25 protein-coding genes are annotated in these 25448 nt (G+C 60.7%); 10 read left to right on the plus strand and 15 right to left on the minus strand.

Annotated elements, in window-relative coordinates; genetic code table 11:
* Positions 1–325 precede the first annotated feature (325 nt).
* Positions 326–1375 carry a hypothetical protein gene (locus C2L65_RS24530; RefSeq protein ID WP_042310856.1) on the minus strand — a complete coding sequence of 350 codons (1050 nt, stop codon included), beginning with the start codon at positions 1373–1375 and terminating at the stop codon, positions 326–328.
* A 448-nt stretch (positions 1376–1823) separates the two neighbouring features.
* Here C2L65_RS24530 and C2L65_RS24535 point away from each other — a divergent pair, with 448 nt between their 5' ends.
* Together C2L65_RS24535 and C2L65_RS24540 are read left to right on the plus strand one after the other, a co-directional pair.
* The gene (locus C2L65_RS24535) at positions 1824–2153 is read left to right on the plus strand and encodes an ArsR/SmtB family transcription factor (RefSeq protein WP_042310854.1); all 330 of its coding nucleotides are present in this window, start codon (positions 1824–1826) and stop codon (positions 2151–2153) included.
* A gap of 76 nt (positions 2154–2229) precedes the next feature.
* On the plus strand, positions 2230–3291 hold the full coding sequence (locus C2L65_RS24540; RefSeq protein WP_042310852.1) for an alkene reductase: 1062 nt from the start codon (positions 2230–2232) through the stop codon (positions 3289–3291).
* Between the two features lie 72 nt (positions 3292–3363).
* Here the strand turns inward: C2L65_RS24540 and C2L65_RS24545 are convergent, their stop codons facing one another.
* Positions 3364–3930 carry a GNAT family N-acetyltransferase gene (locus C2L65_RS24545; RefSeq protein WP_233446534.1) on the minus strand — a complete coding sequence of 189 codons (567 nt, stop codon included), beginning with the start codon at positions 3928–3930 and terminating at the stop codon, positions 3364–3366.
* 81 nt (positions 3931–4011) lie between these two features.
* On the opposite strand from C2L65_RS24545, the gene C2L65_RS24550 reads away from it, so the two are divergent.
* Positions 4012–4623 carry a LysE family translocator gene (locus C2L65_RS24550; protein ID WP_042310847.1) on the plus strand — a complete coding sequence of 204 codons (612 nt, stop codon included), beginning with the start codon at positions 4012–4014 and terminating at the stop codon, positions 4621–4623.
* 30 nt (positions 4624–4653) lie between these two features.
* Positions 4654–5808, plus strand: coding sequence for an FUSC family protein (locus C2L65_RS24555; RefSeq protein ID WP_042310844.1), 1155 nt, complete (start codon positions 4654–4656; stop codon positions 5806–5808).
* Positions 5809–5852: 44 nt separating this feature from the next.
* Here C2L65_RS24555 and C2L65_RS24560 read toward each other — a convergent pair whose 3' ends face one another.
* Positions 5853–6161 carry a helix-turn-helix domain-containing protein gene (locus tag C2L65_RS24560; protein ID WP_042310842.1) on the minus strand — a complete coding sequence of 103 codons (309 nt, stop codon included), beginning with the start codon at positions 6159–6161 and terminating at the stop codon, positions 5853–5855.
* A 42-nt stretch (positions 6162–6203) separates the two neighbouring features.
* On the minus strand, positions 6204–7628 hold the full coding sequence (locus C2L65_RS24565) for an aminotransferase-like domain-containing protein (RefSeq protein ID WP_042310840.1): 1425 nt from the start codon (positions 7626–7628) through the stop codon (positions 6204–6206).
* A 194-nt stretch (positions 7629–7822) separates the two neighbouring features.
* Here C2L65_RS24565 and C2L65_RS24570 point away from each other — a divergent pair, with 194 nt between their 5' ends.
* The gene (locus C2L65_RS24570) at positions 7823–10147 is read left to right on the plus strand and encodes an FdhF/YdeP family oxidoreductase (RefSeq protein WP_042310838.1); all 2325 of its coding nucleotides are present in this window, start codon (positions 7823–7825) and stop codon (positions 10145–10147) included.
* A gap of 805 nt (positions 10148–10952) precedes the next feature.
* On the opposite strand, the gene C2L65_RS24575 is transcribed toward C2L65_RS24570, so the two are convergent.
* Complete coding sequence (locus tag C2L65_RS24575; RefSeq protein ID WP_042310837.1) at positions 10953–11810, minus strand: NmrA family NAD(P)-binding protein; 858 nt, start codon at positions 11808–11810, stop codon at positions 10953–10955.
* Between the two features lie 131 nt (positions 11811–11941).
* Here C2L65_RS24575 and C2L65_RS24580 point away from each other — a divergent pair, with 131 nt between their 5' ends.
* Complete coding sequence (locus C2L65_RS24580; RefSeq protein ID WP_042310834.1) at positions 11942–12874, plus strand: LysR family transcriptional regulator; 933 nt, start codon at positions 11942–11944, stop codon at positions 12872–12874.
* Between the two features lie 9 nt (positions 12875–12883).
* Here C2L65_RS24580 and C2L65_RS24585 read toward each other — a convergent pair whose 3' ends face one another.
* The gene (locus C2L65_RS24585; protein ID WP_042310832.1) at positions 12884–13312 is read right to left on the minus strand and encodes a hypothetical protein; all 429 of its coding nucleotides are present in this window, start codon (positions 13310–13312) and stop codon (positions 12884–12886) included.
* 207 nt (positions 13313–13519) lie between these two features.
* Between C2L65_RS24585 and C2L65_RS24590 the strand changes: the two genes are divergently transcribed.
* The gene (locus C2L65_RS24590) at positions 13520–14428 is read left to right on the plus strand and encodes a glutamate/aspartate ABC transporter substrate-binding protein (RefSeq protein ID WP_042310831.1); all 909 of its coding nucleotides are present in this window, start codon (positions 13520–13522) and stop codon (positions 14426–14428) included.
* A 139-nt stretch (positions 14429–14567) separates the two neighbouring features.
* Positions 14568–14789, plus strand: a complete 222-nt coding sequence (locus C2L65_RS24595; RefSeq protein ID WP_042310930.1) for a hypothetical protein — start codon at positions 14568–14570, stop codon at positions 14787–14789.
* 94 nt (positions 14790–14883) lie between these two features.
* On the opposite strand, the gene C2L65_RS24600 is transcribed toward C2L65_RS24595, so the two are convergent.
* The 6 genes from C2L65_RS24600 to C2L65_RS24625 all read right to left on the minus strand — a co-directional run bounded on the left by C2L65_RS24600 (position 14884) and on the right by C2L65_RS24625 (position 20405).
* Positions 14884–15807: a recombination-associated protein RdgC gene (locus C2L65_RS24600; RefSeq protein WP_042310829.1), complete on the minus strand. Its 924-nt coding sequence runs from the start codon at positions 15805–15807 to the stop codon at positions 14884–14886.
* A gap of 1195 nt (positions 15808–17002) precedes the next feature.
* Positions 17003–17476, minus strand: a complete 474-nt coding sequence (locus tag C2L65_RS24605; RefSeq protein WP_042310827.1) for a cupin domain-containing protein — start codon at positions 17474–17476, stop codon at positions 17003–17005.
* A gap of 137 nt (positions 17477–17613) precedes the next feature.
* Positions 17614–18048, minus strand: coding sequence for a nuclear transport factor 2 family protein (locus C2L65_RS24610; RefSeq protein WP_042310826.1), 435 nt, complete (start codon positions 18046–18048; stop codon positions 17614–17616).
* A gap of 101 nt (positions 18049–18149) precedes the next feature.
* Positions 18150–18989 (minus strand): fumarylacetoacetate hydrolase family protein, encoded by an 840-nt coding sequence (locus C2L65_RS24615; RefSeq protein ID WP_042310824.1) that lies wholly within the window; start codon positions 18987–18989, stop codon positions 18150–18152.
* 1 nt (position 18990) lies between these two features.
* Positions 18991–19665: a polysaccharide deacetylase family protein gene (locus C2L65_RS24620; protein WP_042310822.1), complete on the minus strand. Its 675-nt coding sequence runs from the start codon at positions 19663–19665 to the stop codon at positions 18991–18993.
* Complete coding sequence (locus C2L65_RS24625) at positions 19662–20405, minus strand: GntR family transcriptional regulator (RefSeq protein ID WP_042310820.1); 744 nt, start codon at positions 20403–20405, stop codon at positions 19662–19664. Before C2L65_RS24625 ends, C2L65_RS24620 begins: the two co-directional genes overlap by 4 nt.
* A 494-nt stretch (positions 20406–20899) precedes the next feature.
* Between C2L65_RS24625 and C2L65_RS24630 the strand changes: the two genes are divergently transcribed.
* Entirely contained in the window at positions 20900–21454 is a 555-nt protein-coding gene (locus C2L65_RS24630) for a cytochrome b (RefSeq protein ID WP_042310817.1), read from the plus strand.
* 91 nt (positions 21455–21545) lie between these two features.
* On the plus strand, positions 21546–22718 hold the full coding sequence (locus tag C2L65_RS24635; protein WP_042310815.1) for a porin: 1173 nt from the start codon (positions 21546–21548) through the stop codon (positions 22716–22718).
* A 141-nt stretch (positions 22719–22859) separates the two neighbouring features.
* Here C2L65_RS24635 and C2L65_RS24640 read toward each other — a convergent pair whose 3' ends face one another.
* The 3 genes from C2L65_RS24640 to C2L65_RS24650 are packed head-to-tail and all read right to left on the minus strand — an operon-like array spanning position 22860 to position 25444.
* A complete protein-coding gene (locus C2L65_RS24640; RefSeq protein WP_208647213.1) occupies positions 22860–23972 on the minus strand; it encodes a LysR family transcriptional regulator in 1113 nt (370 codons plus the stop codon).
* A gap of 17 nt (positions 23973–23989) precedes the next feature.
* Positions 23990–24745: an SDR family oxidoreductase gene (locus C2L65_RS24645; RefSeq protein WP_042310812.1), complete on the minus strand. Its 756-nt coding sequence runs from the start codon at positions 24743–24745 to the stop codon at positions 23990–23992.
* Positions 24746–24781: 36 nt separating this feature from the next.
* Positions 24782–25444 carry an amino acid ABC transporter permease gene (locus C2L65_RS24650; protein WP_233446535.1) on the minus strand — a complete coding sequence of 221 codons (663 nt, stop codon included), beginning with the start codon at positions 25442–25444 and terminating at the stop codon, positions 24782–24784.
* Positions 25445–25448: the final 4 nt, after the last annotated feature.

Here is a 25448-nt window from a genome sequence, read left to right on the forward strand (position 1 = left end):
TCGAATACACATTAAACGACGAACCGCGCCACCTGCTTGCGGCTTGCTTCGATGGCCTTGTCATGGGTCCGTCGGCGACGAACCTGAAGCTTCACGTTTCGGCCGTCAACCACGGCCATACCGAAGGCGCAGGTTCATAAAGACCATGTGCCTGAAACGCTTCGCCCATCGTTTTGTTTCGATTTCTGCAAGCGATTCGATCTTGATTGCGAAATCCAGCAGAATCGACGTGCAGCTTTGCGGCCGTATCAGTCGATACCGTCTGTTGCATGCGCAATGACAGCAAGATAAATAGCGCGGGGCAAAGCATCGACAGTCACACTGTTCAAGCGTCCGACACTCGTCTCTTCACGAGCAGTTCCTGTCGAGCCTGTTCGAGCATATGGATGCGTGGCGGGTCGTTGGGATTGCGTTTCGCCAAAGCCATCGCCTTGTCGATGGTGCGTCCGAGGTTCGCGTCGGCCTCACCAGGAAGGCTGCGGACGGCCTGGGCGAGCGAAGCCGCCGCCTGATAGCCAACGAATGGTGTTTCGACATCCGGGTCCAGACGATCAGCCAACCAGTTGATCTCCGCCTCCTGGGGAAACGCCCTGAGCAGCGCGACAGCCGCAAGTCGCTCGCCCGCCGACCTGCTTGTCTTCAGTCTTTCAAGGGCTTTGATCGCGACGGGCGCTTGCGACATCATGTCGGAGAAAATGGCCGTCATTTTCCTTGTTCGCTCCGCACCCGGACGCATCGTGTCGCGGACTTCGTCATAACTTCGCGCCAGTTCCGCGATACTTGCCGGCACTTCCAATGCCGACGCTTCGGTATCCGGTGAGTCGACGCGCACAGCCGATGGCCGATGCTGCACGTCGGCGACGGCACGCAGCAGTCCGCCACGCACACGTTCCCTGAAGCTCGCCCGATCCGGGTAGGACATCGTCAATCCGATTAGCGAAAGCTCGTCGCGGAATTTCATCACTCCGGCCAGCTGGCTGATTGCCTCTGTCGTGCGAGGCAGCGATGAAGGCGCCTCGTCCGAGAAATAGAACATGACGATCGGTCGTCCCGTCGCCTCCCGGCGCTTCATCGCCTGCCGGAATTCGTGGATCGTACCGCTCGGATCGTCCATGGTGGGCGTGCCGCACCGCATCCACATGATGCCGAGATAAATATCAAAGTCCTTCGGCATTTGCCGGTCGACGACGTCTTGCGGACGCCCCGCATCGGGGTACACGTTGTCTTGATATCGCAACACTTCCAGCCGCACGTTGAGATCAGGGGACAGAAAAGCGATGACGTCGTTGATTTCTTCGGCCAGTGCAAGCACCGCCTGCTGTTCGGCAATGACATCGGCTGGAGAAGACAAGAAAATTTTGATGACCTGTGTCATTTGCTTTGAGGCCGTTGAGCCCCCCCTCCATCTCGACGTACGACCTCAGGCTATTGGATTTGTGAAGTGACGCTTCGCGACTCGGAAATTGAATGCTCAAGGCAGCGTCTCTACGATCTCGAACACTTGTCCTGGATGCGCGACTACAGACTCTCCGGATGCGATTGACGCTACGCGATTCGCGAACGCCCTGGTCACGACACGTGCTGAGACATGCTAACGATTGGCGGAATGTGTGCCGTGGCGTCTGACCCATCAATCATACTGCGCGCAAATTCGTACAGGATCCGGAATATCCCGACGCACGGATCTTTTCCGGGCATGAGACAGACCTATCACCCCCATTACGAGTAAGGCCATCCACACATATCGTGAAATTCCGATATAAGATTCGGTCCATAGCGATTCAGACGCCGACATTCCGGCCAGAGAGTCTGTCCGCTGTTTCATGAGCACGAAGCCCAACCCGAAGATTACCGATATCGACATCGACGCGATCCACAAGGCGCTGGCCAACCCGGCGCGTCGCGTGATTCTTGCGAAGCTGCGCGAGCCGGGAAAGTATTTCCCGGAACAGGAGCTTTCGTACGAGCACGGGGTCTGCGCCGGACAGTTCGACGACTGCTGCGGTCTGTCGCAGTCCACGGTGTCCGCGCACCTCGCCGCGTTGCAGCGCGCGGGGCTGATCACGTCGAAACGCGTCGGTCAATGGGTGTTCTTCAAGCGCAACGAGGCCGTCATCGAGGCGTTCCTCGCGCACATGAACGCGGATCTCTGATTCACGCCGGCGTCTTCGCTTTCCCCGAATGCAGTCTCGACACATCGGGCCATGCGCCCGCAAGGATTGACACAACATGCCGACACTTTTCGACCCGCTCCAGATTGGCGATCTCACGCTGAAGAACCGTATCGTGATGGCGCCGCTCACGCGTCAACGCGCCGGTGACGTGCGCGTGCCCAACGCGTTGATGGCGAAGTACTACGCCGAACGCGCCAGCGCCGGCCTGATCATCTCCGAAGCCACCTCCGTGACGCCGCAAGGCCTCGGCTACGCCGACACGCCGGGCATCTGGTCGGATGAACAGGTGGAAGGCTGGAAGCTCGTGACGGACGCCGTCCATAAGGAAGGCGGCAAGATTTTCCTGCAACTGTGGCACGTCGGCCGTGTGTCGGACCCTGTGTTCCTGAACGGCGAACTGCCCGTTGCGCCGAGCGCGATCGCGCCGGAAGGCCACGTGAGCCTCGTGCGTCCGCAGCGTCCGTTCGTGACGCCGCGCCCGCTTGACATCTCGGAGATTCCGGGCATCGTCGCCGCGTATCGCAAGGGCGCGGAAAACGCGAAGAAGGCGGGCTTCGATGGTGTTCAGGTTCACGGCGCGAACGGCTATCTGCTCGACCAGTTCCTGCAGGACAGCACCAACAAGCGTACCGACGCATACGGCGGCTCGATCGAAAACCGCGCGCGCCTGATGCTCGAAGTGACGGACGCGTGTATCGACGTGTGGGGAGCGGATCGCGTGGGCATGCACCTGGCGCCGCGCGGCGATTCGCACACGATGGGTGATACCGATCCCGCCGCGACGTTTGGCTATGTCGCGCGTGAACTCGGCAAGCGCAAGATCGCGTTCATCGCGGCACGCGAAGCGCTCGGCGACGATCGTATCGGCCCGCTGCTGAAGAAGGAATTCGGCGGCGTGTATATCGCCAACGAAAAGTTCACGAAGGAAAGCGCGCAAAAGCTGCTGAACGCGGGCGAAGCGGACGCTGTCGCGTGGGGCAAGCTGTATATCGCGAATCCGGATCTCGTGCGCCGCTTCGAACTGGATGCGCCGCTGAACGAGCCGGTTCCCGCAACGTTCTATGCGCAAGGCGAAGCGGGCTACACCGACTATCCGGCACTGGAAACCGTCAACTGATCTCGCGACGGGCTGGAAACTAACAGCCAGTAGTGCAACGAACGCGGCGGGAGCGATTCCCGCCGCGTTTTTTCATTCATGCCCAGCGGGCTTCACCACGCGCCGCATGAACACGCGCTTCGTTTCATCGACTCCACGCGCGATCCGCAGATTGCGAATGCGCAGCAGCGCGGCATCGAGTTCATCGTCTTCCAGCACGCTAAAGCCGAGCCGCTGATAGTACGGCGCATTCCACGGCACATGCCGGAATGTCGATAGCTCGATATACGTCGCGCCCGTCTCTCGCGCCCTCGCGTCGACCTGATCGAGCAAGGCCGCGCCGATTCGCCGCCCCGCATGCTGGGGCAAGACGTCGAGCGCTTCGACGTAGATGCGCGCGCGCAGCATCGCGAACATCACGAAGCCGACGCATTCGCCGTCGCATTGCGCGACGATCACTTCCGACGCCCCCACCTTCTTCAGCACGAACGGCCCATCCATCGGGCGCGCAGCGGCGATTCCCGTCAGCCCGACACTGACGAAACGCTGCGCCGCCTCGCATTCGACGACGCGAATCGACGGGACATCTTCAGGCACGGCAGGCCGGTAGTGAACGACAGGCGGTTGCATCGGGTTGGTTGGCAGAGTCTCAGCGGACATATTGACACTGCTTGCCCGCGCAACTCAACCCGCCACGCCGATATAATCCAGCCACAGACCCTTTCGCAAAGGAGTCGTTCGATGGCGCTTTCCGGTCTTTTCGTTTTCGCGCTCGCGCTGATCGTTGCCGCGGGCTCGCCCGGTCCGAGCATCGCGGCACTCGTTGCCCGCGTGCTCACCAACGGCTTCCGGGACGTGCTGCCGTTTCTCGCCGCGATGTGGATCGGCGAAGCGCTGTGGCTCACCTGCGCGGTCGCCGGCCTCGCGGTTGTCGCGCATACCTTCGTATTCGTGTTCATCGCGCTGAAGTTCGCGGGCGTCGCGTATCTGCTGTTCCTTGCGTGGAAGATGTGGTTCGCGCCCACCGACGTCCACGAAAGCGCGCTGCCGAGCGGCCAGTCGCCGTGGCGCATGTTCGTCGCGGGGCTGATGGTCACGCTCGGCAATCCCAAGATCATGGTTTTCTATCTGGCGCTGCTGCCGACGATCGTCGACCTGTCGCGTGTCGGCACGCTCGCGTGGCTAGAACTGACGCTGACGATGCTAGCCGTGCTGATGTCCGTCGATTTCATCTGGGCGCTCGCCGCCGTCAAGGCTCGCATGCTGCTGACCAGCCGCCGCGCAGTGAAGATCGCGAACCGCACCAGCGCGACGATGATGGCAGGCGCCGCGGCCGCCATCGCCACACGCTGAACTCACACACACCATCTCGACGAGGTTCGCATGCGCGCCCGCATGTTCACGCAGATCGGCCGTGAGGCAGTGTCCGCGCTCGGCCGCGAACTGGCCGCCTGGAAGCCGACGCCCGAGCGCGCGCTGTTCGGCGTCGAAGCGGTGATCTCGGTCGTGCTGTCGGTGGCGCTTGCGCATCTGCTGCATCTGCCCTACACGTGGTGGGCCGCGATCAGCGGTTTTGCCGTGATGCAGACGCGCTTCTCGGCTTCCGCGCAACGCGCGCTGCATCGCGTGCTCGGCACCATTCTCGGCGGCCTGCTCGGCACGCTGCTGGGCCCGATCATCGGCGATCGACCGTGGCTATTCGTGCCCGTGCTGGGCGTGATCGGCGCCATCTGCGTCTATCGCGGAAACGGCTCGTCGGCGTCGTACGCGTGGGTGCTGGGCGGCATCACGTGGGTGCTGGTCACGTTCGAGGCGCACAAGCTGATCGCGTTCGGCCCGACGGCGTCGTTTGCGATGATGCGCGTCGCCGAGGTGTGCGTCGGCACGTTTGCGTGCCTCCTCGTGTCGGGCGCGTTTCACGTCGGCATCAGCTGGTATGAGCGGCGCCGGCCCGCATCGAAAGTCGTCGCGGCGGCTGCCGCTACCGCGAACGCCCCGCCGCCCACCTTCGAGACCCTGCGCCATGCGCGCATGGTGCTGGGCGTGCAGGCGGGCATCGCCGTTGCGATCCTCGCGGCGCTCACCGTCACGCTCGACCTGCCCGGCTTCGCGCAGGCGCTCGTGACGACGATCGCGGTGATGATCCTGCCGCCCACTTCCGTGGTCGTGCGCTCGCAGAAGCCCGTCGCCGACAAGATGGTGCAACGCATGGTGGGCTGCCTGATCGCAGGCGCGGTTGGGATTGCGCTATTGCCGCTGATGCAAGGCCAGGTCGTGCCGTCCCTGCTCGCGCTGGCGGCGGGCATCTGGGCAGGCTGCCACGTGCAGACGGGCAAAGAGGGCGCGAGCTATATCGGGCGGCAGTTCACGATCGCCTTCATCATGGTTTTCGTGCAGGACCACGCGTGGTCCGCCGATCCGCACGCCGCGATGCTGCGGCTCGCGGGCATCCTGACGGGCATTGCGATTCTCACATGCGTGATGCTGGTCGCGTCGCGCCTGTCGTTTTTGCCGGTTTCGGAAGAAGCCACGCCGTAAGCGCCGCAGGAGCTTCAATGCACTTCAGTACGCTTCGACGCCATTCAAGGCTCGCCGAACAGCGCCTCGCATAGCTCTAGCCCTTCGCCCGTCAGCGACGCCGAGCCGCGCCCTTCCTCGTCCATCTGCACGGCGATCACGCCCGCCGACTGCAACTGCGTGAAATAGCGCCGCAACGTGCTCATGGGGAGATCGGCGCGCTTGCCGATCTTCGCGAGCGACCACGGCTTACCGGGCGATTCGCGCGACGCTTCCCATAGCAGCATCAGCAACTGCTCGAGGGTGGGATCGAGTTCGTTGTCGTCGTCATCGTCTTCGCAATGCTTGTCGTGTGCCGCATCATTCGGATTCAAGTCGGTTCTCCTCTCGACTAATCGTCATCTCATTCGGTCATCTCATTCGCGCATGCTCGCGGCCGCCAGCTTGCCGACCGTCACCAGCGCGCTCTCGATTTCCGGCGACCATGCATAACTGTAATTCAAGCGGATGCAATGGCTATACCCGTTCGTGGTCGAGAACATATAGCCGGGACCCACCGTGATGCCGTGCTCCAGCGCGAGCTTGTAGAGCTGCATCGAATCGACGCTCGGCGGCAGCTCGACCCACAGCACGTAGCCGCCCATCGGATGCGACACGCGCGTGCCTTCGGGAAAGAAGCGCGTGACCATCGTCGTCATCAGTTTCGCGCGCTGCGCGAGGCCCTTGCGCAGCTTGCGCAGATGATGCTCGTAGCCATCCTGCTTCAGATACTCGGCAATCGCGAGTTGCGGAAGCGACGGCGTGGTCAGCGTGTTAAGAAACTTGAGCTTCTCAACCTGCTCGCGGTAGCGGCCCGGCATCGCCCAGCCGATCCGGTACGCCGACGTGAGCGTCTTCGAGAACGACGCGCAATGCAGCACCAGCCCTTTCTTGTCGTAGTTCTTCAGCGCGCCGGGATGCACGTCGCCGAAGTACAGCTCGTGATAAACGTCGTTTTCGATGACGGGCACATCGTGCCGCGTCAGCAGCTTGACGAGCTCGCGCTTCTTGTCGTCGGGCATCTGGAAGCCGAGCGGATTCTGGAAGTTCGGCATCACCATGCACGCGGCGATCTTGCGCTTGTCGAGTATCTGCGCGAGCGCCCCGAGGTCGATGCCTTCGCGCGGATGCGTCGCCACTTCGATCGCGCGCATGCCCATGCGCTCGATGGCGTGCAGCATCGCGTAGAAGGTCGGCGATTCGACGGCGACCGTATCGCCCGGTTTCGCGACGGCCTGCAGGCACAGATTGATCGCCTCCGTCGCGCCGACCGTCACGACGATCTCGTTCGGATCGATCGCGATGCCGTTCTCCAGATAGCGCCGCGCGATCTGCCGGATCAGGTCGGGATTGCCGGGCGGCAGTTCGTCGGTGACGCCCCATTGCGTCTTGCGCCGGCCGATCGCGTGGGCATAGCGGTTGATCTTCTGGAACGGATACAGACTGGGATCGGGATACGGCGAGCCGAGCGGCACGGCCTCGTCGCTGCCGATGGAGCGCAGCGTCGACAGCACGAGACGGCTCACGTCGACCTGCGCGGACACGGCGATCGGCTTCGATACGTCCAGCTCCTGGACGGGCGGCGCGTCGTTCGCGCCAAGCCGCACGAAGTAGCCGGACTGCGGGCGGCTCTGGATCACGCCCTTGCTCTCCAGCATCAGATACGCGCGTAGCACCGTCGTGATGGAGATCTGCCGGTGCTGGCTGGTCTGCCGCACGGACGGCACGCGCTCGCCCGGCCGGAACACGCCGCGCCGGATCTGCCCTTCGATTTCCTTCGCCAGTTCTTCGTAAAGCTTCAAGAGATGCCTCTGCCGTAGGCACAGCGGACGGGCGTTGCGCCCAATTTTTGAGCACAGTTCACCGAAATTGAGCCTTTCGGTCGATAACAGTCGCAACTGTACTCTTTTTCTATCACACATTGTGTACACGCCGGGTACAGGTATTCCCCACTACCCTACCCACATCATCAAGCCACACCGGACGCAAAGAACACATGGACAAGACCAGCACCAAGCCGGGCCGCATCGAACCGTACATCGGGCCTGCCGCCGGATGGGGCGCATTGAAGTACGTCGCGATCAATCTCGTCAAGGAGAGGGTCGCCGGGGGCAAGTACAAGACGCTTTTCAAGCAGAACCAGCCAGACGGCTTCGACTGCCCGGGCTGCGCATGGCCGGACCGCGAGCACGCGTCGACCTTCGAGTTCTGCGAAAACGGAGTGAAGGCCGTTGCTGCGGAAGCGACGAGCAAGCGCGTGACGCCCGCGTTCTTCGCACAGCACACCGTCGACGAGTTGATGAAGCAGGACGACTACACGCTCGAACAGCATGGCCGCCTGACTGATCCGATGGTGTTCGATCCGCTGACGGACAAGTACCAGTCCATTTCGTGGGACGCAGCGTATCAGCTGATCGCGAAGCATCTGAAAGGGCTCGACAGCCCGCATCGTGCCGCGTTCTACACGTCGGGCCGTGCGAGCAACGAAGCCGCGTTCCTGTACCAGCTGTTCGTGCGCATGTACGGCACGAACAACTTCCCCGACTGTTCGAACATGTGCCACGAGGCGACGAGCCGCGGCTTGCCGACCACGGTCGGCATCGGCAAGGGCACGGTGTTGCTCGAAGACTTCGAGCACGCCGACACGCTGTTGATCTTCGGCCAGAATCCGGCGACGAACCATCCGCGCATGCTCAACGAACTGCGTGACGCCGCGAAACGCGGCGCGACCATTGTGTCGATCAACCCGTTGCGCGAGCGCGGCCTCGAACGGTTCGCGAGCCCGCAGCACGTGACGGACATGCTGTCGTCGGGCGTGCAGATTGCGTCGACGTTCATCCAGCCGAAGATCGGCGGCGACTTCGCGCTGATCAAGGGCGTGGCCAAGCGCGTGCTGGAACTCGACGACCTCGCTGTCGAACCGAACGCCGAGCGCGTGCTCGATGTCGCGTTCATCGAAGAGCACACGGCAAACTTCGAAGCGTTCGCCGCCGATCTGCGCGATCAAAGCTGGGACGCGCTGGTCGAAGAATCGGGCGTGTCGCGCGAAGACATCGAGAACCTCGCGCGCATCTACGCGAATGGCAAGCGCGTGATCTCGACGTGGGGCATGGGCATCACGCAGCACAAGCATTCCGTGCCGACGGTTCACATGCTGTCGAACCTGATGTTGATGCGCGGCAATATCGGCCGTCTGGGCGCGGGCCTGTGCCCGGTGCGCGGCCACTCGAACGTGCAGGGCAACCGCACGATCGGCATCGAGGAAAAGCCCACCGACGCGTTTCTCGACCGGCTCGGCAAGGTGTTCGATTTCGAGCCGCCGCGCGGGCACGGCTACGACGTGGTCGAAACGATCGAGGCGATGCTCGAAGGCCACGTGAAGGTGTTCATTGGCCTGGGCGGCAATTTCTCGATCGCGACGCCCGACACGCCGCGCACGTGGGAAGCGCTGCGCGCCTGCGACCTGACGGTGCATATCACGACGAAGCTCAACCGCAGCCACCTCGTGCATGGCAAGGCAGCGCTGATTCTGCCGACGCTCGGGCGCACTGAAATCGACTTGCAGAATGGTGTTGCGCAAGGTGTGACTGTCGAAGACTCGATGAGCATGGTTCACGTGTCGTACGGGATGAACACGCCTGCGTCGGCCAATCTCGTGTCGGAGACGCGTATCGTTGCGCAGATCGCGGAGGCGACGCTCGGCAGCGCGAAGGTGGACTGGCTTGGTTACGCGAATGATTACGCGAAGATTCGCGATGCGATTGAGTGGTCGATCGATGGTTTTTACGAGTACAACAAGCGGATCGAGCAGCCGGGCGGGTTTCATCTGCGGGTTGCTTCGCGTGAACGTGACTGGAAGACGGGTACGGGGAAGGCGAACTTCGTCGTGCATCAGATTCAGCGCGATACGCCGATCCAGCGCGCGCGGAAGCTGCACGGTGAACGTGCGATGACCTTGATGACAACGCGGTCGCATGATCAGTACAACACGACCATCTATGCGATGGATGATCGCTATCGCGGGGTTTATAACCAGCGGCGCGTGGTGTTTGCGAATGCTGCTGATATGGCGATGCTCGGATTCAAGGCTGGTGATTGGGTCGATATGGAAACCATCTGGGATGATGGGATTGAGCGGCGGGCTGAGCGGTTTTTGCTTGTTGAGTATGATATTCCGCGAGGGTGTCTCGGGGCTTATTATCCGGAGACTAATCCGCTTGTGCCGTTGAATAGCGTTGCTGATGTGTGTAATACGCCGACTTCGAAGTCGATTCCGGTTTTGTTGTGGGCGTCTGCTGCGCCTGCGGCGCGGGCCGCTTAACGTAGGGTTTGTTGGTGTCTGCGACGCTGGTTTGGTTTGCCTGTGGTTGTGCTGGCATCCGTGGTTTGCCTTCGTGGCGCGGTTTGGTTTGCTCGTGCTTTTTGCTGGCATCCGCGATTTGTTAGCGTGCTTCACGCGTCGCCCCTGTGCGGGGCGGCACCTACTTTTCTTTGCCGCCGCAAAGAAAAGTAGGCAAAAGAAAGCGGCTAACACCGCCAGCTCTAGTTATTGCCTGAGGGCCCCCAAAGGTTCTTACGCTTCACACGGCGACCACGTGACCCACGTTCGTTGCCAGCGCTCTTGCGGTGCGCCTCACCCGCTTCGCCCGCCCGCGCTGCACCATGCCGTGCCAGATATTCCACGGCCGCCCAGGTGGCAAACTGTGTGTAGGCCCCTTGTGCTCCACACGCATCACTTCGGACCGATAGCGCACGCCTCGATGTAAGAGCGCCGAGCTATACACCGCGACAACCTACACACAGTTTGCCACCTGGGCGGCACATACCATTCGCTGCCGCTGGCCCGAGTACGGGTCTTCGAAGCGGGTGAGACGTTCATTCGAAGCGTTGGCAACGCACGTAAACAGAAAGGCTGCCGTGTGAAGCGTAAGACCCTGTGGGGGCCCTCAGGCAGGAACTAGAGCTGGCGGTGTGAGCCGCTTTCTTTTGCCTACTTTTCTTTGCGGCGGCAAAGAAAAGTAGGTGCCGCCCCGCACAGGGGCGACGCCTGAAGCAAGCTAACAAAACGCGGATGCCAGCGCAAACAAAAGCAAACCAAACCAACCGCGCCGCGAGAGCAGAAAGCACTAACCCTTCACTAACCGCTGAACCACCACCTCAACGGCGACATCCCCTTTAATGGACGCCGAAGGCGCTTCAAACTCAATCCACCCTTCATTAAACCCATCGATCATCTGCATCCGCGGCAGCGGATTCTTCATCCCTTGCGAGAGGAACAAAGGCTCCCATTCATCGCGCGGCACGATCTGCATCCGCACCGACCGATCAAGCGCATCAGCAAACGCAGCAGCAATCTCATCAGGCGTCACGCGCCGCGGCCCTTCAAGCTCGACAACCCGCACACCAGTCCAGGCATCCTGAAGCAACTCCGCGGCAACGCGCCCAATATCATCAGTTGCAACCATCGGCACCGGCTTATCGAGCGGTTGAAGAAAGCTCGGAATCACACCACTCACCCGAGCCGACTCAACATCCCATACAAAGTTCTCAAAGAACCACGCAGCACGCAGAAACACAACAGGCAAAGGCAGAGTGCCCAACTCCTGCTCCATAATCCCAAGCTGGTTCAGCAAATTGGGCTGCGTGGCCTGCGCGCCAATCGTCGACAGCACAACGACACGCCCCGGCTTCGCCTCACTCAAAGCAGCCCGCAGCGCGGCAATATTGCGCCGTGACTCCGAAAAATCCGGCGACGGATCGAACACGGGCGGCAACAGCACGAACACACCTTCCGCACCCTCGAACGCACGCCGCAACGCGTCCCGATCATGCATCTCAGCGAGCGCCACTTCACAGCCGCGCGCAGCCCAAGCCGCGCCCTTTTCCTCGCTGCGCACCACCGCGCGCACCTGCTTGCCCTGCGCGAGCAGCGTCTTCGCGACCACACCGCCGACCTGCCCCGTGATACCTGTAATTGCGTACATCCCCAAACTCCCGTTCAATGAGACATTGCTTGCGTCGGGATTGATTCTGGTCGCCGGCAACGCTTTACACCATGACATGAGTGTCATTTGATTCATGACACAATGTCATTCATCTCAACAAGGAGCACACCATGTCCTTCGACGAACGGATTCTCAACGGCATGGGCGTGCTGACGGCGATCGTCGAAAGCGGTAGCTTCGCGGGCGCAAGCGAACGGCTCGACATGTCGCAGTCCGGCGTGAGCCGCTCCGTCGCGCGGCTGGAGGCGCGGCTCGGCATCCGCCTGTTCGACCGCACCACGCGTACCGTCAAGCTCACCGATGAAGGCCTGCGTCTCTACGAACAGATCGTGCCGCTCATGGACGGCCTCGAAGAAGCGGCCGCATCGGCGGCAGGGGGCGCAACCGCCGTACGTGGACGGCTGCGCGTGAACGTCGATCCGTTCTTCTCGAAGATCGTACTGAGCCCGCGCATCGGCGAATTCGTCGCGCGTTATCCGGAACTCAATCTCGACCTGATCACGCGCGACCAGCTCGGCGACATGGTCGCCGACGGCTTCGACCTCGCCGTGCGTTTCGGCGAGCCGCGCCCGTCCACGCTTGTCGCGCGCAGGCTGCTGGACACGCGCATCGTGACGGCCGCGTCGCCAGGCTATCTGAAGAAGCACGGCCGTCCCCTCAAACCGACCGATCTCGAACGCGAGCCGCACAACTGCATCCAGTACCGCGACCCGGAAACCGGACGCCCGTTCGTGTGGGAATTTCACCGGCCGCGCAAAAAAGTCATCATCGACGCGCGCGGCCGCCTCATGGTCAACGACGTCTCGACAATGCACGGCGCATGTCTCGCCGGTCACGGGATCGCGCAGATCATGGCGCTCGGCACGCAGCCGCTGTTCGACAGCGGCCGCCTCGTCGATCTTTTTCCCGACTGGCCCGACGAGCGCTTTCCGCTCTGCGCGCTCTACCCTTCGCGGCGTCATCCGTCCGCGAAGGTGCGCGCGTTTCTCGACTTCATCGTCAAGATCACCGGCTCGCCGCTCAACGACAAGCCGTGGTACTGACGCGGCGGCTCACTTGCCGTTTTTCGCCCGCGCCTGCTCAGCGATCGCCTTGTAGTCGTAGGTCGGGTAGAAGTCGGTGCTGTAGCCGCCCCACGCAGTCTCCTCTATCGCGCGGTTCACCTCGCGCAGCCGGTTGGCGGGCACGCGCAGCGTCACGACCTGGCCGATCCCCATCATCACGTACCACGACACCACTTCGATGCCGGGCGGCGGAAACGCCTTGTAGAAGCCCTGATCGGCCAGTTGCTGGTTGATCTTCGGCAGCGGCTTCGACTGGTCGTGCTTCAGGAAGATCGTCAGCAGGAACGTGCCGTCGCCTGCGGGCGTCGGCGGCGGCATCGTGCCAGGGTTGGTCTGCGCGGCGGCGGGCAGCGGGGCCAGCGCGGCAAGCGTCGTAGCGAGGGCAACTCCAGCGATCCATTGGCGAATGGCGTGCATCGGTTTTCTCCTTGATTTTGTTGATGGACAAGTACACAGGGCTACAGAGGAACGCACCGCTGCATTCATCATGCCATCGCAACGTGCCACGCACATGACTACGCCGGGCCACCGCGAGAACGCATTTAAGGGTAAAACATATGTTGCAATAATTATTTTCATGGCAACATTCGTAAACACGCTACGGATTCAACCAGAGGACCAGCAATGAACCGACTGACTTCGCTCGCACTCGCCCTGTGCGTCGCGGCGCCCTGCTTCACCGCAATGACGAACGCCACCGCGCAGGACGCGCCGCCGACGCTCGCCAAAGTCGAGGCCGCCAATCTGATCGCGATCGGCCATCGCGAGACGTCGGTGCCGTTCTCATATGTCGATACGAACAATCAGGTGATCGGCTTCTCGCAGGACCTGTGCAACAGAATCATCGACGCGGTGAAGGCCAAAACACACAAGCCGAATCTGCAGGTACGCTTCATTCCCGTTACGTCGCAGAACCGCATTTCGCTGGTGCAGAACGGCACCGTCGATCTCGAATGCGGCGTCACCACGAACCTCACGTCGCGTCAGAACCAGGTCGCATTCGGCGATACGTTCTTCGTCGCGACCACGCGGCTGCTCACGCGCAAGGATTCGGGCGTCAAGGACTTTCCCGATCTGGCGGGCAAGACGGTCGTAACGAATCAGGGCACGACGTCAGAACGCATCCTGCGCAAGATGAACGAAGAGAAGAAGATGAACATGCAGATCATCAGCGCGAAGGACTACGGCGAAGGCCGCATGACGCTGGAGACGGGCCGCGCCGTCGCATACATGATGGACGACGTGCTGCTCGCGGGCACCCGCACGCTGACAGCCAAGCCTGCCGACTGGGTGATCGTCGGCACGCCGCAATCGTCGGAGGCGTATGGCTTCATGCTGCGCAAGGGCGACCCGGCCTTCCTCAAGATCGTCGACGACACGCTCGCGCAGGTCATGAAGAGCGGCGAGATCGACGCCATGTACGACCGGTGGTTCATGAAGCCCGTGCCGCCGAAGAACATGAACTTCGACTTTCCGATGAGCGAGAACCTGCGCGCGCTCTACAAGAATCCGAACGACAAGGCGTTCGAATAAATCGTATAGCCGAAGCCCGTGCCGTCCTTCATTGCGCTTTCAGGCCGGCGCGACAGCGCGACGGCTATTGAGCCGTGCGCATGCCGGCGGAGTAAAATCGAACGAATCGAAACTCGTGATGATCCGCTCCGGAGCCGCAATGAACCCGCCTTCGCCAAAAGAACAAAAGACGCGCTGGAAACCCTCGCCTACGACGCTGAACGTCCTGACCGCGCTCATCGGCATCGGCACGCTGTGCGCGGGGATCGGCTGGCTCGTCTATAGCTGGTACGTGGATCTCGAAGTGCCTTACTTCGCGATACCGCTCGTGATGTGCGTGCCCGTGATCGTCGCCGTTGCGTTCCGGAATATGTTCGACTGACTTACGCGGCACGCAAGGCGTTCCGCGCAAGTAAAAAGGCCCGCTTCGCGCGGGCCTTTCTGTGTCGGCTTGCCTTATGACACGCCGACCTGCGTCACGCGGCCTTTGCCGGCGCAATTCCGTCGGCGAGCTCGCCGCCGAGCGCATCGACGATGCCGTCCAGCATCTTCGCCAGTTCGCCCGTCATCAGCGTGAAATCGGACTCGAACTGTTCGTCGTCATTCTGCGCGGTCGGGTCGGCGGCTTCCTTGATGACGTCGAGCGGCGTCACGCGCTTGATGGTCAGCGACGGCGTCAGCACGAACGACACGCGGTCGTTCCACGTCATCGCAAGACGCATGCATTGCTTACCCGCTTCGATATGACGGCGCATGTCGTCCGCTTCGAGCGCGTGGCCGACATAACGCACCGTCGCGTTGCCCTCGGCGGGCGAGCGTAACTCGGTGTCCTGGTCCAGCGTGAAATTGACTGGGCCGTCGCCCGCGAGCAGCCAGTTGGTCATCGCCGAAACGGGCGCCTGCGCGACGCGCACGCTCATGATCGGCAGCCGATCCACCGATTTCACCAGCAGCCCGAGCACGTCGTCCCCAAGCGCCTGCGACGCGGAATCGATCGCGAGCCAGCCGTTGACGGTGTCGATCCACACGCGCGTATCGCGCTGGATGCTGAATGCGCGCGGCAGCAGTTCGTCGGTGACCTGCTCTTTCAGGTCGCGCATCTGCTTGCGACCGGGCTTGAAACCCTGCTGCTCTTCGAGTTCCAGCGCGCGGGCCTTCGTCACCTGCGTCACGACGGATGCAGGCAGCAGTTTCTTTTCCGCGCGGAACGTGAGCAGCATCTGCTTGTTGGTCGAGTAGACGAGCGTGCCGTCATTGCGCGGCGGCGCCCAGCCCTGACGCGTCGTCTCGACGCTGTTGGCCGGCTGGAACGCGTGCGGCTCGAGCCACTTTTCGATTTGCTCGGCGCTCACTTTCCACGGAGCGGGAAGACGGTGAAGCTGTAGATTCTTGAACCACATGGCGAGAACGGGCAAAGCGCGTCATTCTATATGACGTTGGCGGCGCAGCGGATTTTCGTTGTGTCACTGTCCAATAGAAACGGATACAACAGGACAATAGATGTGGATACAGCCGACACGACCGTCCCGCTGCGCCTTACTGGGCGTGGTATCCGGAACTAACGGCCCAAGCTTAATATGCGGCGAAAAGTACAGCGAAGGCGGCAAAATGGGGGCGGCCAGTTCAAGCCGTTCCGGCAAGGGCGTGACCATCGTACCCCAGTCTGGCCACAGCTCCGGGTGTCGTTTGAACAGTTGGGTAGCGGATTCTCCGTCCCCGTGTCCGCACGCGTTCGCCAACAGTTCCAGGCGCTTCATGTCCGGAAAGCTGCAGAACGTGCTCAGGGGTATGCCTCTAATTCCTCAAGCAGCCTGCTGAGCCGCTCAAGATTGCCGGTTCGGGTCGTGTGCAGCCGACCTGCGGTAAAGCCGAGTGAGCTGAGACAGCCGACCAATCATCGCCGAAGCCGAAGCCGGTCAAGCACGTCGGGCCAGGGGCGAGGCGATTAGTCCGTTCGCGCTCGCATTTCCCAAGGAAGCACTGCACAGGCTAGGCGCTCGGCCGGTGATATATGGGCTCAGTAGCGACACGCGTCCGCCGGTTGCCGACTCGGCCTAACATGAAAGACACCCAACGGCAGCCCTTTTTCGGCAGCGGTTGTCTGGTCTTTTAATTCACGAGCGGCGGACCCGTCACATGCCGCCAAAAACCGGTTCTCATGGCTTCCCAGGCTACTTGAGCGCAGCCATCGGACAGGCCTCCGTGTCGTCCCCCGATGCACTCCGCGGTTCGCACACGTTCATCGCCGGGTCCCGGCCGAAATCGACTTCGCGTCCGAACACTCAACGTACCCTCAGCCGCGAGATGTCCGTTCAACGCCGGTTGACTGGATCGGTGACGCCCGCGATCCTTCGCCAGATTCAGGTTGCATAGACTCGCATATTCATTCGAATCGCCCGAGCAAGACCATCCAGATCGCCTATATGCCGCGAGAGACGCGACGCTGTCGCTCACGTCGATAGAAGCATGGTGCGCGCTGATAGCAGGCAGACTCAAGCCAACCGCCTGTAAAAATAGTGGGCGTGACTCGGCCACCAGGGCGGCAGTCCGACCTGTTACCTGACACGCCTCAAGGAGTCGCCCGATGTGCTGCGCTCAGCGACGCGAAGGAAAGTTCGTATCGAACTTCTTGCTGATCTCCATCACCTTCTCACCGCTAAAGCCTCCAGAGGCCGCGAGTTCGGAAATGGCTTTGAAGTAATGATCCTGCCCGCCCGGCAAGCTCCAGTCGAGCATGCGCGCGGCGCTTGTCCCGATGTTCTTGAAGCGGTGCACGACATTGCGCGGTATGAAGACGATCGTGCCGGGGCCAGCAATCGTTGTCTGCTCTCCAACCGTAATCTCGTAACTGCCGTCGACGACGAAGAAGGTCTCCTCCTGATCGAAGTGCACATGATCAGGCGGTCCTTCACCCGGCTGGTGGCAGGCCATGATCACCGAGATCGCCCCGCCCGTGTCCTCGGTGCTCAGAAGTACCTGCATGTCCAGACCGAAGGGCTTGATAGGCAGGGCCTGCTCGGGCTTGACGATGACGGCCTGAGGCCGCGGCGTCGGTGTGGGTGTATCCATGACGTCTCCTTGTAATGAAGCAGTGCTGTTGCCGGCCAGACCTCGGGCGCTACTGCCGTGCTATGCAGGTTGCGACGAGCGTGCGAGCCTGCCCCTACCGTCTCCACGCGGTCCGGCGGGCGAACCGGCACCGTCGCTTAACTCTTGCCTCCGAACCGCACAGACACCTGTCGCCGGGCGATTCGCCACCCGAACCTGGTCTTCCGATAGTCATCGACGTATTGCGCGACGAGATCGGCAATGGCGGGTGGAAATGCTTCTGGATCCGGCGATCGTACTGAGCGGAAAACCGTCACATACGAACGACCCGTCGCGATGTCGGCGTCGATAACGTTTATCAGCACATTGGAGCAAACGTGCAAGGTACTGATATCGGTGCGCCGCCCGGTAAAGAAAGCGCGCAGTTGCTCATGTCCCGTTAGCGACGCATGGCCCGCACGGTCCCAGACTGCATCGTCTGTAAAGACGCCAAGGAACCTGTCGGCATCGCAGTCGTCGACTGCATAGCAATACTCGTGGACCAGTCGACAGCATGCGCGCTCCGCGCTCAACATCTCTTCCGGCGTTATCAATTGATCATCTCCGTCAGACCATGACGTTTTCTCGACATCAAGCGGCAACTTGGCGGCCGGATGCGTTTTGCGCCGGCCGTTGCCACGAGCGCCGGACTACTTCACTCTGCGATTACCGGGTTGCGCAATATACCAACACCGGATATCTCAACCTCGACCATGTCGCCATCCTTCATCCACAGGGGTGGCTGATGGTATGCGCCTACGCCGCTCGGCGTTCCCGTCACGATCACATCGCCTGGAACGAGTTCGGTAAATGTCGAGCAGTAAGCGATGATTTCCGGAATCGAAAAGATGAGATCGGACACGGGTGATTGCTGAACGACGCGGCCATTCAGGCGTGTTACGAGCGTCATATCGTCGGGATCTCCAGCCTCGTCTGGTGTCACTAACCATGGGCCAAAGCCACCTGTCGCGACAAAATTCTTACCCGGCCCAAACTGCGACGTATGCCATTGATAATCCCGCAGACTGCCGTCGTTGTAGCAGCTGTAGCCGGCGATGTAATCGGTAGCGGCCGCAACCGGGATGTGGCGTCCGCGCTTGCCAATGACGACCGCGAGTTCACCTTCGTAGTCGAAATCTTCGGATACCTTCGGAACAACCAGCGGCTGCAGGGAGCCGACCTGACTATTCGCGAACCGGGTGAAAACGGGAGGATACTTCGGAGCCTCAAAGCCCGACTCGACCTGGTGCGCACGATAGTTCAGCCCGATACAGATGATCTTGTCTGGATCCGGAATCACCGGCAACAGGGTGACCTCTTCAAGCGAGTACCTGTGCCCTTCCCGGCCTTTCGCTTCGACTGTCGCTTGTAGAGCGTCAGTTCCGTTCGATAAGAGAGCTTTTAACGACTTCGCACCCTCAAGCTCGATAATGATGTTGTCGGCTACAACACCGACGGCTTGCCGTTCATCGACAATAAAGCTTACCAGGCGCAAGTTAACACTCCTTGATAGATAAAAATGCAGGATCAGCGACGTACGGTGTCAACGGGCTTCGCTCTACGCCCTTGTTCAAGGGCATGCATGACTCCGGAAACGCCTGGACAAAGTGACCTCCACGCGTGCGGATTTCCTCGATGAAACAAGCGAGGTTGTGCATGGCACCTGTCGGCAAATCGTGCAAGACGACAGCCGCATGCTTCAGTGAGACGCATTGCTTCACTGCAGTGTCGACCCAACCATCCGGATTGAGCCAGTCTTCCGGTACGGCATTCCAGAGCGCGATGCTGTAGCCTCCCTCTTTCAGATAATTGGCCGCTGCAGCACTCAGCAATGATGGGCCAATCGAGCCATCTCCACCGGTTGGACGGAACAGCCTGCTCTCATGCGCATCGTCGCCGATCAACTCCTGCGTGCGTCCGATTTCAAACTCGGCAGTCGCGCGATCGGGCGTCGTGCCCAGCGGGACATGACGGAAAGTGTGATTGCCAATCCAATGTCCTTCTTCGCGCGCACGGCGCAATAAAGGCTTCCGCGTTCCATCCAGGAGTTTTTCGCCCAATACAAAGAAGGTCGCCTGAACGTCGTGCAGGCGAAGCACATCGAGCACGGAGGGCGTGACTTCCGGCTCGGGGCCGTTGTCGAAGCTGAGCGTAACCTTGAACGCGCTCATGATGCGGGACGATCCGTATAGGCGGATACAACAGGACCTTCCAGAAGAATCTTCGTCGTCTTGTTGAAATGGCGGGCAACTAATGCCAATGCGGCGGCCACATCGCGATCGATCACGGCTTCCATGATCTGCTTGTGTTCTTCATTCAGATTGCGCTCGCCGGGGTGATACGACACCGACAGTTTTCGATAGCGCTCGGACTGCTCGATCAACGCCTCACGTATCGACAGCAATCGCGGAGACCCGCAGGCAGCGACCAGCGAGCCGTGAAAGCGCTGATGCACGGCAGACCAGTCGCCCATCAACGGCTGCAGGTGCCGCTGCTCCGCAGGCGTCGCCCGCTGCAATTCATGAAACGCGCCCACAATGGCGCCTTCCCATGCAGCGTCGCCACGCTCGATCGATGCCTTGATAGCAAGGCTCTCAATTTCGATCCGCACGCGCGTCAAGTCTTTCAAGTCCTCCTGCGACACTGGCGTGACGCGGAATCCGCGTTGGTCGAACGACTGGGCCAGGCCCTCGGACGCCAGGCGTGAAAGCGCTTCGCGTACGGCTGCGCGACTGATGCCCAATCGCTCGGCCAGCATGACCGAATGCAGCCTTGATCCCGGCATCAGCCTGCCTTCGAGAATGTCCGCCCTGATCACCTCAAACGCGTAAAGCGCGCGGCTTTTGTTGCCCGTTCCTTCGACTTCGGGGATCGCCTTGTCGCGCCTCCCCAGTTCCGCTGCATCAGTCACGGCCTCTCCTTTCGGTCCAACAATGACGACATTTTAGACAAATGTTGTCTACGGGTTGACCTCGTAAACACCTATTCACGCATAAACGAAGAAAACTGATAGTCTCGACTCACACATAATGTCGACATTTTTTATTATGAACGACATTTTGAATCAGGGCAACGACGACTGAAGTTTGGGCCGAGGAAAGCGCCCAACGACGGGAATCGCAACACGTCCAGGAGACAGATGTGGCGCCAGCAGATGTTTCAGCGGGTTCTAAGCGAGACGGTCGGCGCTTCGACTCATGCCGAGGCGCCGCAGCGAAATTGCATCGAGACCTATCGGGATCGGAGCCGCTTTTTGGGTTCCGGGCTGTTCTCCCATCCCACACGTCCCCGGCGCCGTCGCGCCCGCGAATAGCAAGCTGGCCCTGTCGATCACTAGCGGCAGAGTCCGTGCCGCTTATGGGCCGAGGTTGCCCATAACGACTAACCACAACCAGGAGACTGCAAATGGAAAACACGGAATACACGGGCGGCGCGAAGGCGCTCCATTGGATGATGGCGGGAATCATTTTCGCGGCGTGGACCGTTGGGTATTACTCGTCCACGCTGACCTTGTCGCAGAAGATTCAAACCGGCAGCGTGATACTTCACAAGTCGATCGCCACCGTCACGTTGTTCCTGCTCGCGGCGCGCGTCCTCTGGCGACTCAGTCATCGCCCGCCGGAAGCCCCGCTCACGATGTCGAAGCAAGCCCGGGCTGCAGCCGGTGTCGGTCAAATACTGCTGTACGTATGTATGTTCGGCTTACCGTTGACCGGGTGGGCCTGGACATCCGCTGCGGGTTTCACAGTTCCCGTTGCAGGCCTCTTTGATCTTCCGCCGATTCTCGCCAAAAACACCGCTATTGCCGCATCCCTGGGCCCGGTGCACATGGTGCTCGCCTACACGACGGCCGCGCTGATTGTCGGTCACATTCTCATGGCCTTTAAACATCACTTTATCGATCGGGACAGCGTGCTGCTCTCGATGATGCCGAGATTAAGCCGCCGATCGAGCGACTAACCGCGACGCCAATCGCCGCAAGCCTAAAGCAATCCAATGACTGAACAGCGCCCGCTGTCTGCATATCAAAAAGTGACGAGGAGACATTGAATTGAAACGGATCGCATTCATCACCGCGAGTTGTTGTGCCAGCATCGCGGCACATGCCCAGAGCAGCGTGACCCTTTACGGGATTCTCGACAACGGAATATCTTATGTGAGTAACCAGAAGACTGCGCCAGGAGTTGGGCACAGTGCGTGGATGGCGTCGACGGGCAACATTGTCGGCGACCGGTGGGGGCTTACCGGGACCGAAGATCTGGGCGGCGGTCTAAAGACGCTATTCAAGATCGAAAACGGTTACTCGGGACAAAACGGGAAACTGCAACAGGGAGGCCGCCTGTTCGGGAGGCAGGCGTGGGTCGGTGTCTCGAGTTCCCAGGCGGGCACAGTAACGCTCGGCCGCCAATATGATTCCGTGGTCGATTATCTTGGACCTCGAAGCCTGGCGCAGACCTTCTATGGCGGCCTTGAGTTCGCCCACCCATTCGACAACGACAACATCTCCGATTTCTTTCGCCTCAGCAACTCGATCAAATACGCCAGCGTCGACTATCACGGCCTGAAGTTTGGCGGACTATATGCGCTCTCGAACCAGGCCGGCGGATTCGCCGTCAATCGCGCATATAGCGCCGGCGCTACCTATAAAAACGGGCCGGTATCGCTAAGCGCCGCGTACATGCAACTTGATCAACCCGGTAACGGTGCAACAGGTGCGCTCGACGGATCAAGCGCGTCGGGCGATGCAACGTTCCACGGAAGCAAACAACGGGTTTGGGGGGCGGGCGCGAGCTATGCGCTGGGCGCGGCTAATTTCGGATTCGTCTGGACCCAGACAACTGTTGCCGATGCAACCGGTGTAAACATTGGATCTTCGCTGGCTCCGGCTCAAACGGGCACACCCACCAATCTGCGCTTCGTCAATTACGAAATCAATGCCAGTTATTTGATCACGCCTTCATGGGGCGTCTCCGGATCGTACACGTTCACCGACGGGCGCTATTCGAACGCGGTAATCAGCGCAAAGCCGCGATGGAGCCAGTTCAACCTGCTGACGGCCTACGCCCTGTCCAAGCGTACGGACCTCTACCTGATGTGTGAATATCAACACGTCACCGGCGCGGCAGGGACGATCTTTAGCGGCGCGTTCATCGAAGGTAGCGGCGGCGCTTCCGCGACGAACAAGCAGTTCCTCGCAAGCGCAGGGCTACGGGTCAGATTCTGACGAATGGATATTGCGCAGGGTTTGCGCCGCGAGCGAAATCGCTGCGCGTGGACAACGATTCGAGGAGAAAATGATGTCTGGCAACCTGTCGCCAAAGCAGACGATCAATAGACCCGTAACTCGTCTCCTTCCAACGTGGTCTCACGGGACATCGCGAACATCACCGCCGTGCATCCCGTCCGGCTGCGAATCAGAGTCGAGATGCGCATATCTACGCTGAATGCGCGCAAGATGCTCGCGCATCATCTGAATCAAGACGCGCGTCGATGCCGAGAGCGGCGCATCGTAACGATGTATGAATGCGAAGACCTCATAAAGTGGCGGATCGATGGGCGTCCATCCAAGGCGATCTGCGTAGCCCAGCTGGTGCAGAATCGGCTGTGATGCAATGAGGTCGCCCAGTCCCTGCGCCGCGAGCTCGAAACCGGTTTGCTGGTGATCCACTTCGATGATCGGATTCAGGATCACCCCCGCTTTCTGGGCGCGCGCCGTGAGCGTCGTGCGGATCGAGTCTGACGTATTCCAGCGGGCTTCCGTCAGGATGAGCGGTGCCATCGCAATCTCTTCGATAGTTTTCGGCCGCTCGACACGGCTCCGCTCCGCGCTGATGTAGCCGACGCGCGCCGACCAGACGGGCTCGCTGACCGCAAGATTGCGCTCATTCAGCGGAATCATGACGAGCCCGGCCTCAAGCTCACCGTGGCTCACCGCTTCCGCGATCTCCGATGAATTGTTCCCCACGATCTTCACCTTCATTTCCGGAAAGCGGGTCCGGAATTCAGTGATGAGATCGGTCAGAAAGTAGTGGTGCGCAGTGCCAAACGTGCCGAAGCTGGCAACACCGCCCTTCAGCTCGCGCACTGACTGCACCGCTTCATAGCCTTGTCGCGACGCCGTGATCGTTGCCTGGGCGAAGGGCTGGAGACGCCGGCCCGCCTCGGTCAACATCAGCTTCCGATTGGTGCGAATGAACAAGGTCGTTCCCATCGATTCTTCGAGCCGGATGATCTGGTCGGAGAGCGTCGGTTGCGCGACATTCAGTTGCTCCGCAGCCTTGGAGAGCGTGCCGTGCTCGATGGCGGCGAGAAAGTAATTCAGCTGCTGGAGCGTCATCGCTGTCTTGATCGTTAAAGGGCCATGAATCCAATTCGCCGGTTGCGTTACACCTCCGGCGCGCCGTCGCACGCTCTGGTCCTCAACGACGGTTGATCCGGCAATTGTAACCCTCGCCTGTTCAGAAAAGCGGCGGGCCAAAAATGCGTGTGCAGCCCCTATTCCTCGTACCTCACGATATGCGATCCGCCAGCCGCCTGGTCGGTGGGAAACACCTCGATACGCGACACGTCGACATAATCTGGCATCGTCATCGCCCGGCCGATCAGTTCGGCGATGTGTTCCGGCTGAATGGGTCGGTAGCCGTCATAGAGTTTTTCCTTCGCCGTCGCGTCGCCGAGTGCCGTCCGGTAGAAATGCGTTTGCACCCGTCCCGGTGCGATCTCGGTCACGCGCACGGCGCTGCCGAGCAGGTCGCAGCGCAACGCATCGCAAAACATGCTGATGCCCGCTTTCGCGGCGCTATAACCTGCGCAGTTCGGATGCGGGTAGCGGCCCGCGCTCGACCCCAGAAAAAACAGGTGGCCACGTTTGCGTTCGACCATTCCCTGCAGCGCCATGTGCGAGATGTGCAGTGGCGCACGAAGGTTAATGTCGAGCAGCAGGTCTATATCCGTCTCCGGTCGCTCCCCGAACGTCCCCGTGCCGGGCAACGTGCCCGCGTTGTTGACGACGATGTCGATCTCCTCGTTTTTGAAAAGATCGGCGAGCCCCGACGTGTCCTGTAGATCGATGACGATCGTTTCGACATCGCATTCGCGCGCGAGGTTTCGCAACGCTTCCGCGTCCCGATCTACCGCGTGTACCCGCAATCCTTCTCCGACGAGCCTGCGCGTAACGGCACGCCCGATACCGCTCGATGCCCCGGTGACCATAGCGGTCTGGTAGCGCGAACTGCTCTTGATTCGGCTCATATTTCCTCAATGAAGTAGCGAGTGCCAAAAGACCATTCAATACGTGTAACGACGCAACAGCCGGGTTTCGACCACACCAACCAGTCGCGTCAGCGGAAACGCGACAAGAAAGTAGATGACACCGACCACGGTGAGAAACTCAAGCGGTCGAGCGGTGTTGTTCGAGATGTTCTGCCCGACGAACATCAGGTCCGCGATCCCAACGCTCGAAATAAGTGCGCTCTCCTTGAAGAGACTGATCACGTTGGAAAGCAAAGGCGGAGTCGCGCGAAGCAGACCTTGCGGAAATATCACATACAGGATCTTGACGCGCGGCGTGAGGCCAAGCGCAACCGACGCGTCGTGTTGCTCCGACGCGATCGATCGCAATGCGCCGCGAAACGTCTCGCTCGTGATGGCGATCATGTAGAGCGTCAGCGAAAGCAATACGGAAACCGCTGGCGCAATCGACAAGTTAAATACGACAGGCAGGCAAAAGAACATCCAGAACAACTGAATCAACAGCGGCGTGCCACGAAAGAACTCGACATAAAAGCCGGTCGCTGCCTTGACGATGCGATTCGGCGACATCCTCAGCAAACTGAGAACGAAGCCGCCGAGACTTCCGACGATTGCACAGCCCGCCGTGAAGGCCAGGGTCATCCCGAGTCCGCGCAGCAGGACGACGACGTAGGGCTGGATCACGCTGACATAAGACATGGTC

The sequence above is a fragment of the Paraburkholderia terrae genome (assembly GCF_002902925.1).
In the GTDB taxonomy this organism is placed as follows: Bacteria; Pseudomonadota; Gammaproteobacteria; order Burkholderiales; family Burkholderiaceae; genus Paraburkholderia; species Paraburkholderia terrae.

Excerpts from the sequence above, each read along its gene's own strand:
- C2L65_RS24530 (WP_042310856.1), bottom strand. The coding sequence starts at position 1,375 with ATGACACAGGTCATCAAAATTTTCTTGTCTTCTCCAGCCGATGTCATT.
- C2L65_RS24535 (WP_042310854.1), top strand. The coding sequence starts at position 1,824 with ATGAGCACGAAGCCCAACCCGAAGATTACCGATATCGACATCGACGCG.
- C2L65_RS24540 (WP_042310852.1), top strand. The coding sequence starts at position 2,230 with ATGCCGACACTTTTCGACCCGCTCCAGATTGGCGATCTCACGCTGAAG.
- C2L65_RS24545 (WP_233446534.1), bottom strand. The coding sequence starts at position 3,930 with ATGTCCGCTGAGACTCTGCCAACCAACCCGATGCAACCGCCTGTCGTT.
- C2L65_RS24550 (WP_042310847.1), top strand. The coding sequence starts at position 4,012 with ATGGCGCTTTCCGGTCTTTTCGTTTTCGCGCTCGCGCTGATCGTTGCC.
- C2L65_RS24555 (WP_042310844.1), top strand. The coding sequence starts at position 4,654 with ATGCGCGCCCGCATGTTCACGCAGATCGGCCGTGAGGCAGTGTCCGCG.
- C2L65_RS24570 (WP_042310838.1), top strand. The coding sequence starts at position 7,823 with ATGGACAAGACCAGCACCAAGCCGGGCCGCATCGAACCGTACATCGGG.
- C2L65_RS24575 (WP_042310837.1), bottom strand. The coding sequence starts at position 11,810 with ATGTACGCAATTACAGGTATCACGGGGCAGGTCGGCGGTGTGGTCGCG.
- C2L65_RS24580 (WP_042310834.1), top strand. The coding sequence starts at position 11,942 with ATGTCCTTCGACGAACGGATTCTCAACGGCATGGGCGTGCTGACGGCG.
- C2L65_RS24585 (WP_042310832.1), bottom strand. The coding sequence starts at position 13,312 with ATGCACGCCATTCGCCAATGGATCGCTGGAGTTGCCCTCGCTACGACG.
- C2L65_RS24590 (WP_042310831.1), top strand. The coding sequence starts at position 13,520 with ATGAACCGACTGACTTCGCTCGCACTCGCCCTGTGCGTCGCGGCGCCC.
- C2L65_RS24595 (WP_042310930.1), top strand. The coding sequence starts at position 14,568 with ATGAACCCGCCTTCGCCAAAAGAACAAAAGACGCGCTGGAAACCCTCG.
- C2L65_RS24600 (WP_042310829.1), bottom strand. The coding sequence starts at position 15,807 with ATGTGGTTCAAGAATCTACAGCTTCACCGTCTTCCCGCTCCGTGGAAA.
- C2L65_RS24605 (WP_042310827.1), bottom strand. The coding sequence starts at position 17,476 with ATGGATACACCCACACCGACGCCGCGGCCTCAGGCCGTCATCGTCAAG.
- C2L65_RS24620 (WP_042310822.1), bottom strand. The coding sequence starts at position 19,665 with ATGAGCGCGTTCAAGGTTACGCTCAGCTTCGACAACGGCCCCGAGCCG.
- C2L65_RS24630 (WP_042310817.1), top strand. The coding sequence starts at position 20,900 with ATGGAAAACACGGAATACACGGGCGGCGCGAAGGCGCTCCATTGGATG.
- C2L65_RS24645 (WP_042310812.1), bottom strand. The coding sequence starts at position 24,745 with ATGAGCCGAATCAAGAGCAGTTCGCGCTACCAGACCGCTATGGTCACC.
- C2L65_RS24650 (WP_233446535.1), bottom strand. The coding sequence starts at position 25,444 with ATGTCTTATGTCAGCGTGATCCAGCCCTACGTCGTCGTCCTGCTGCGC.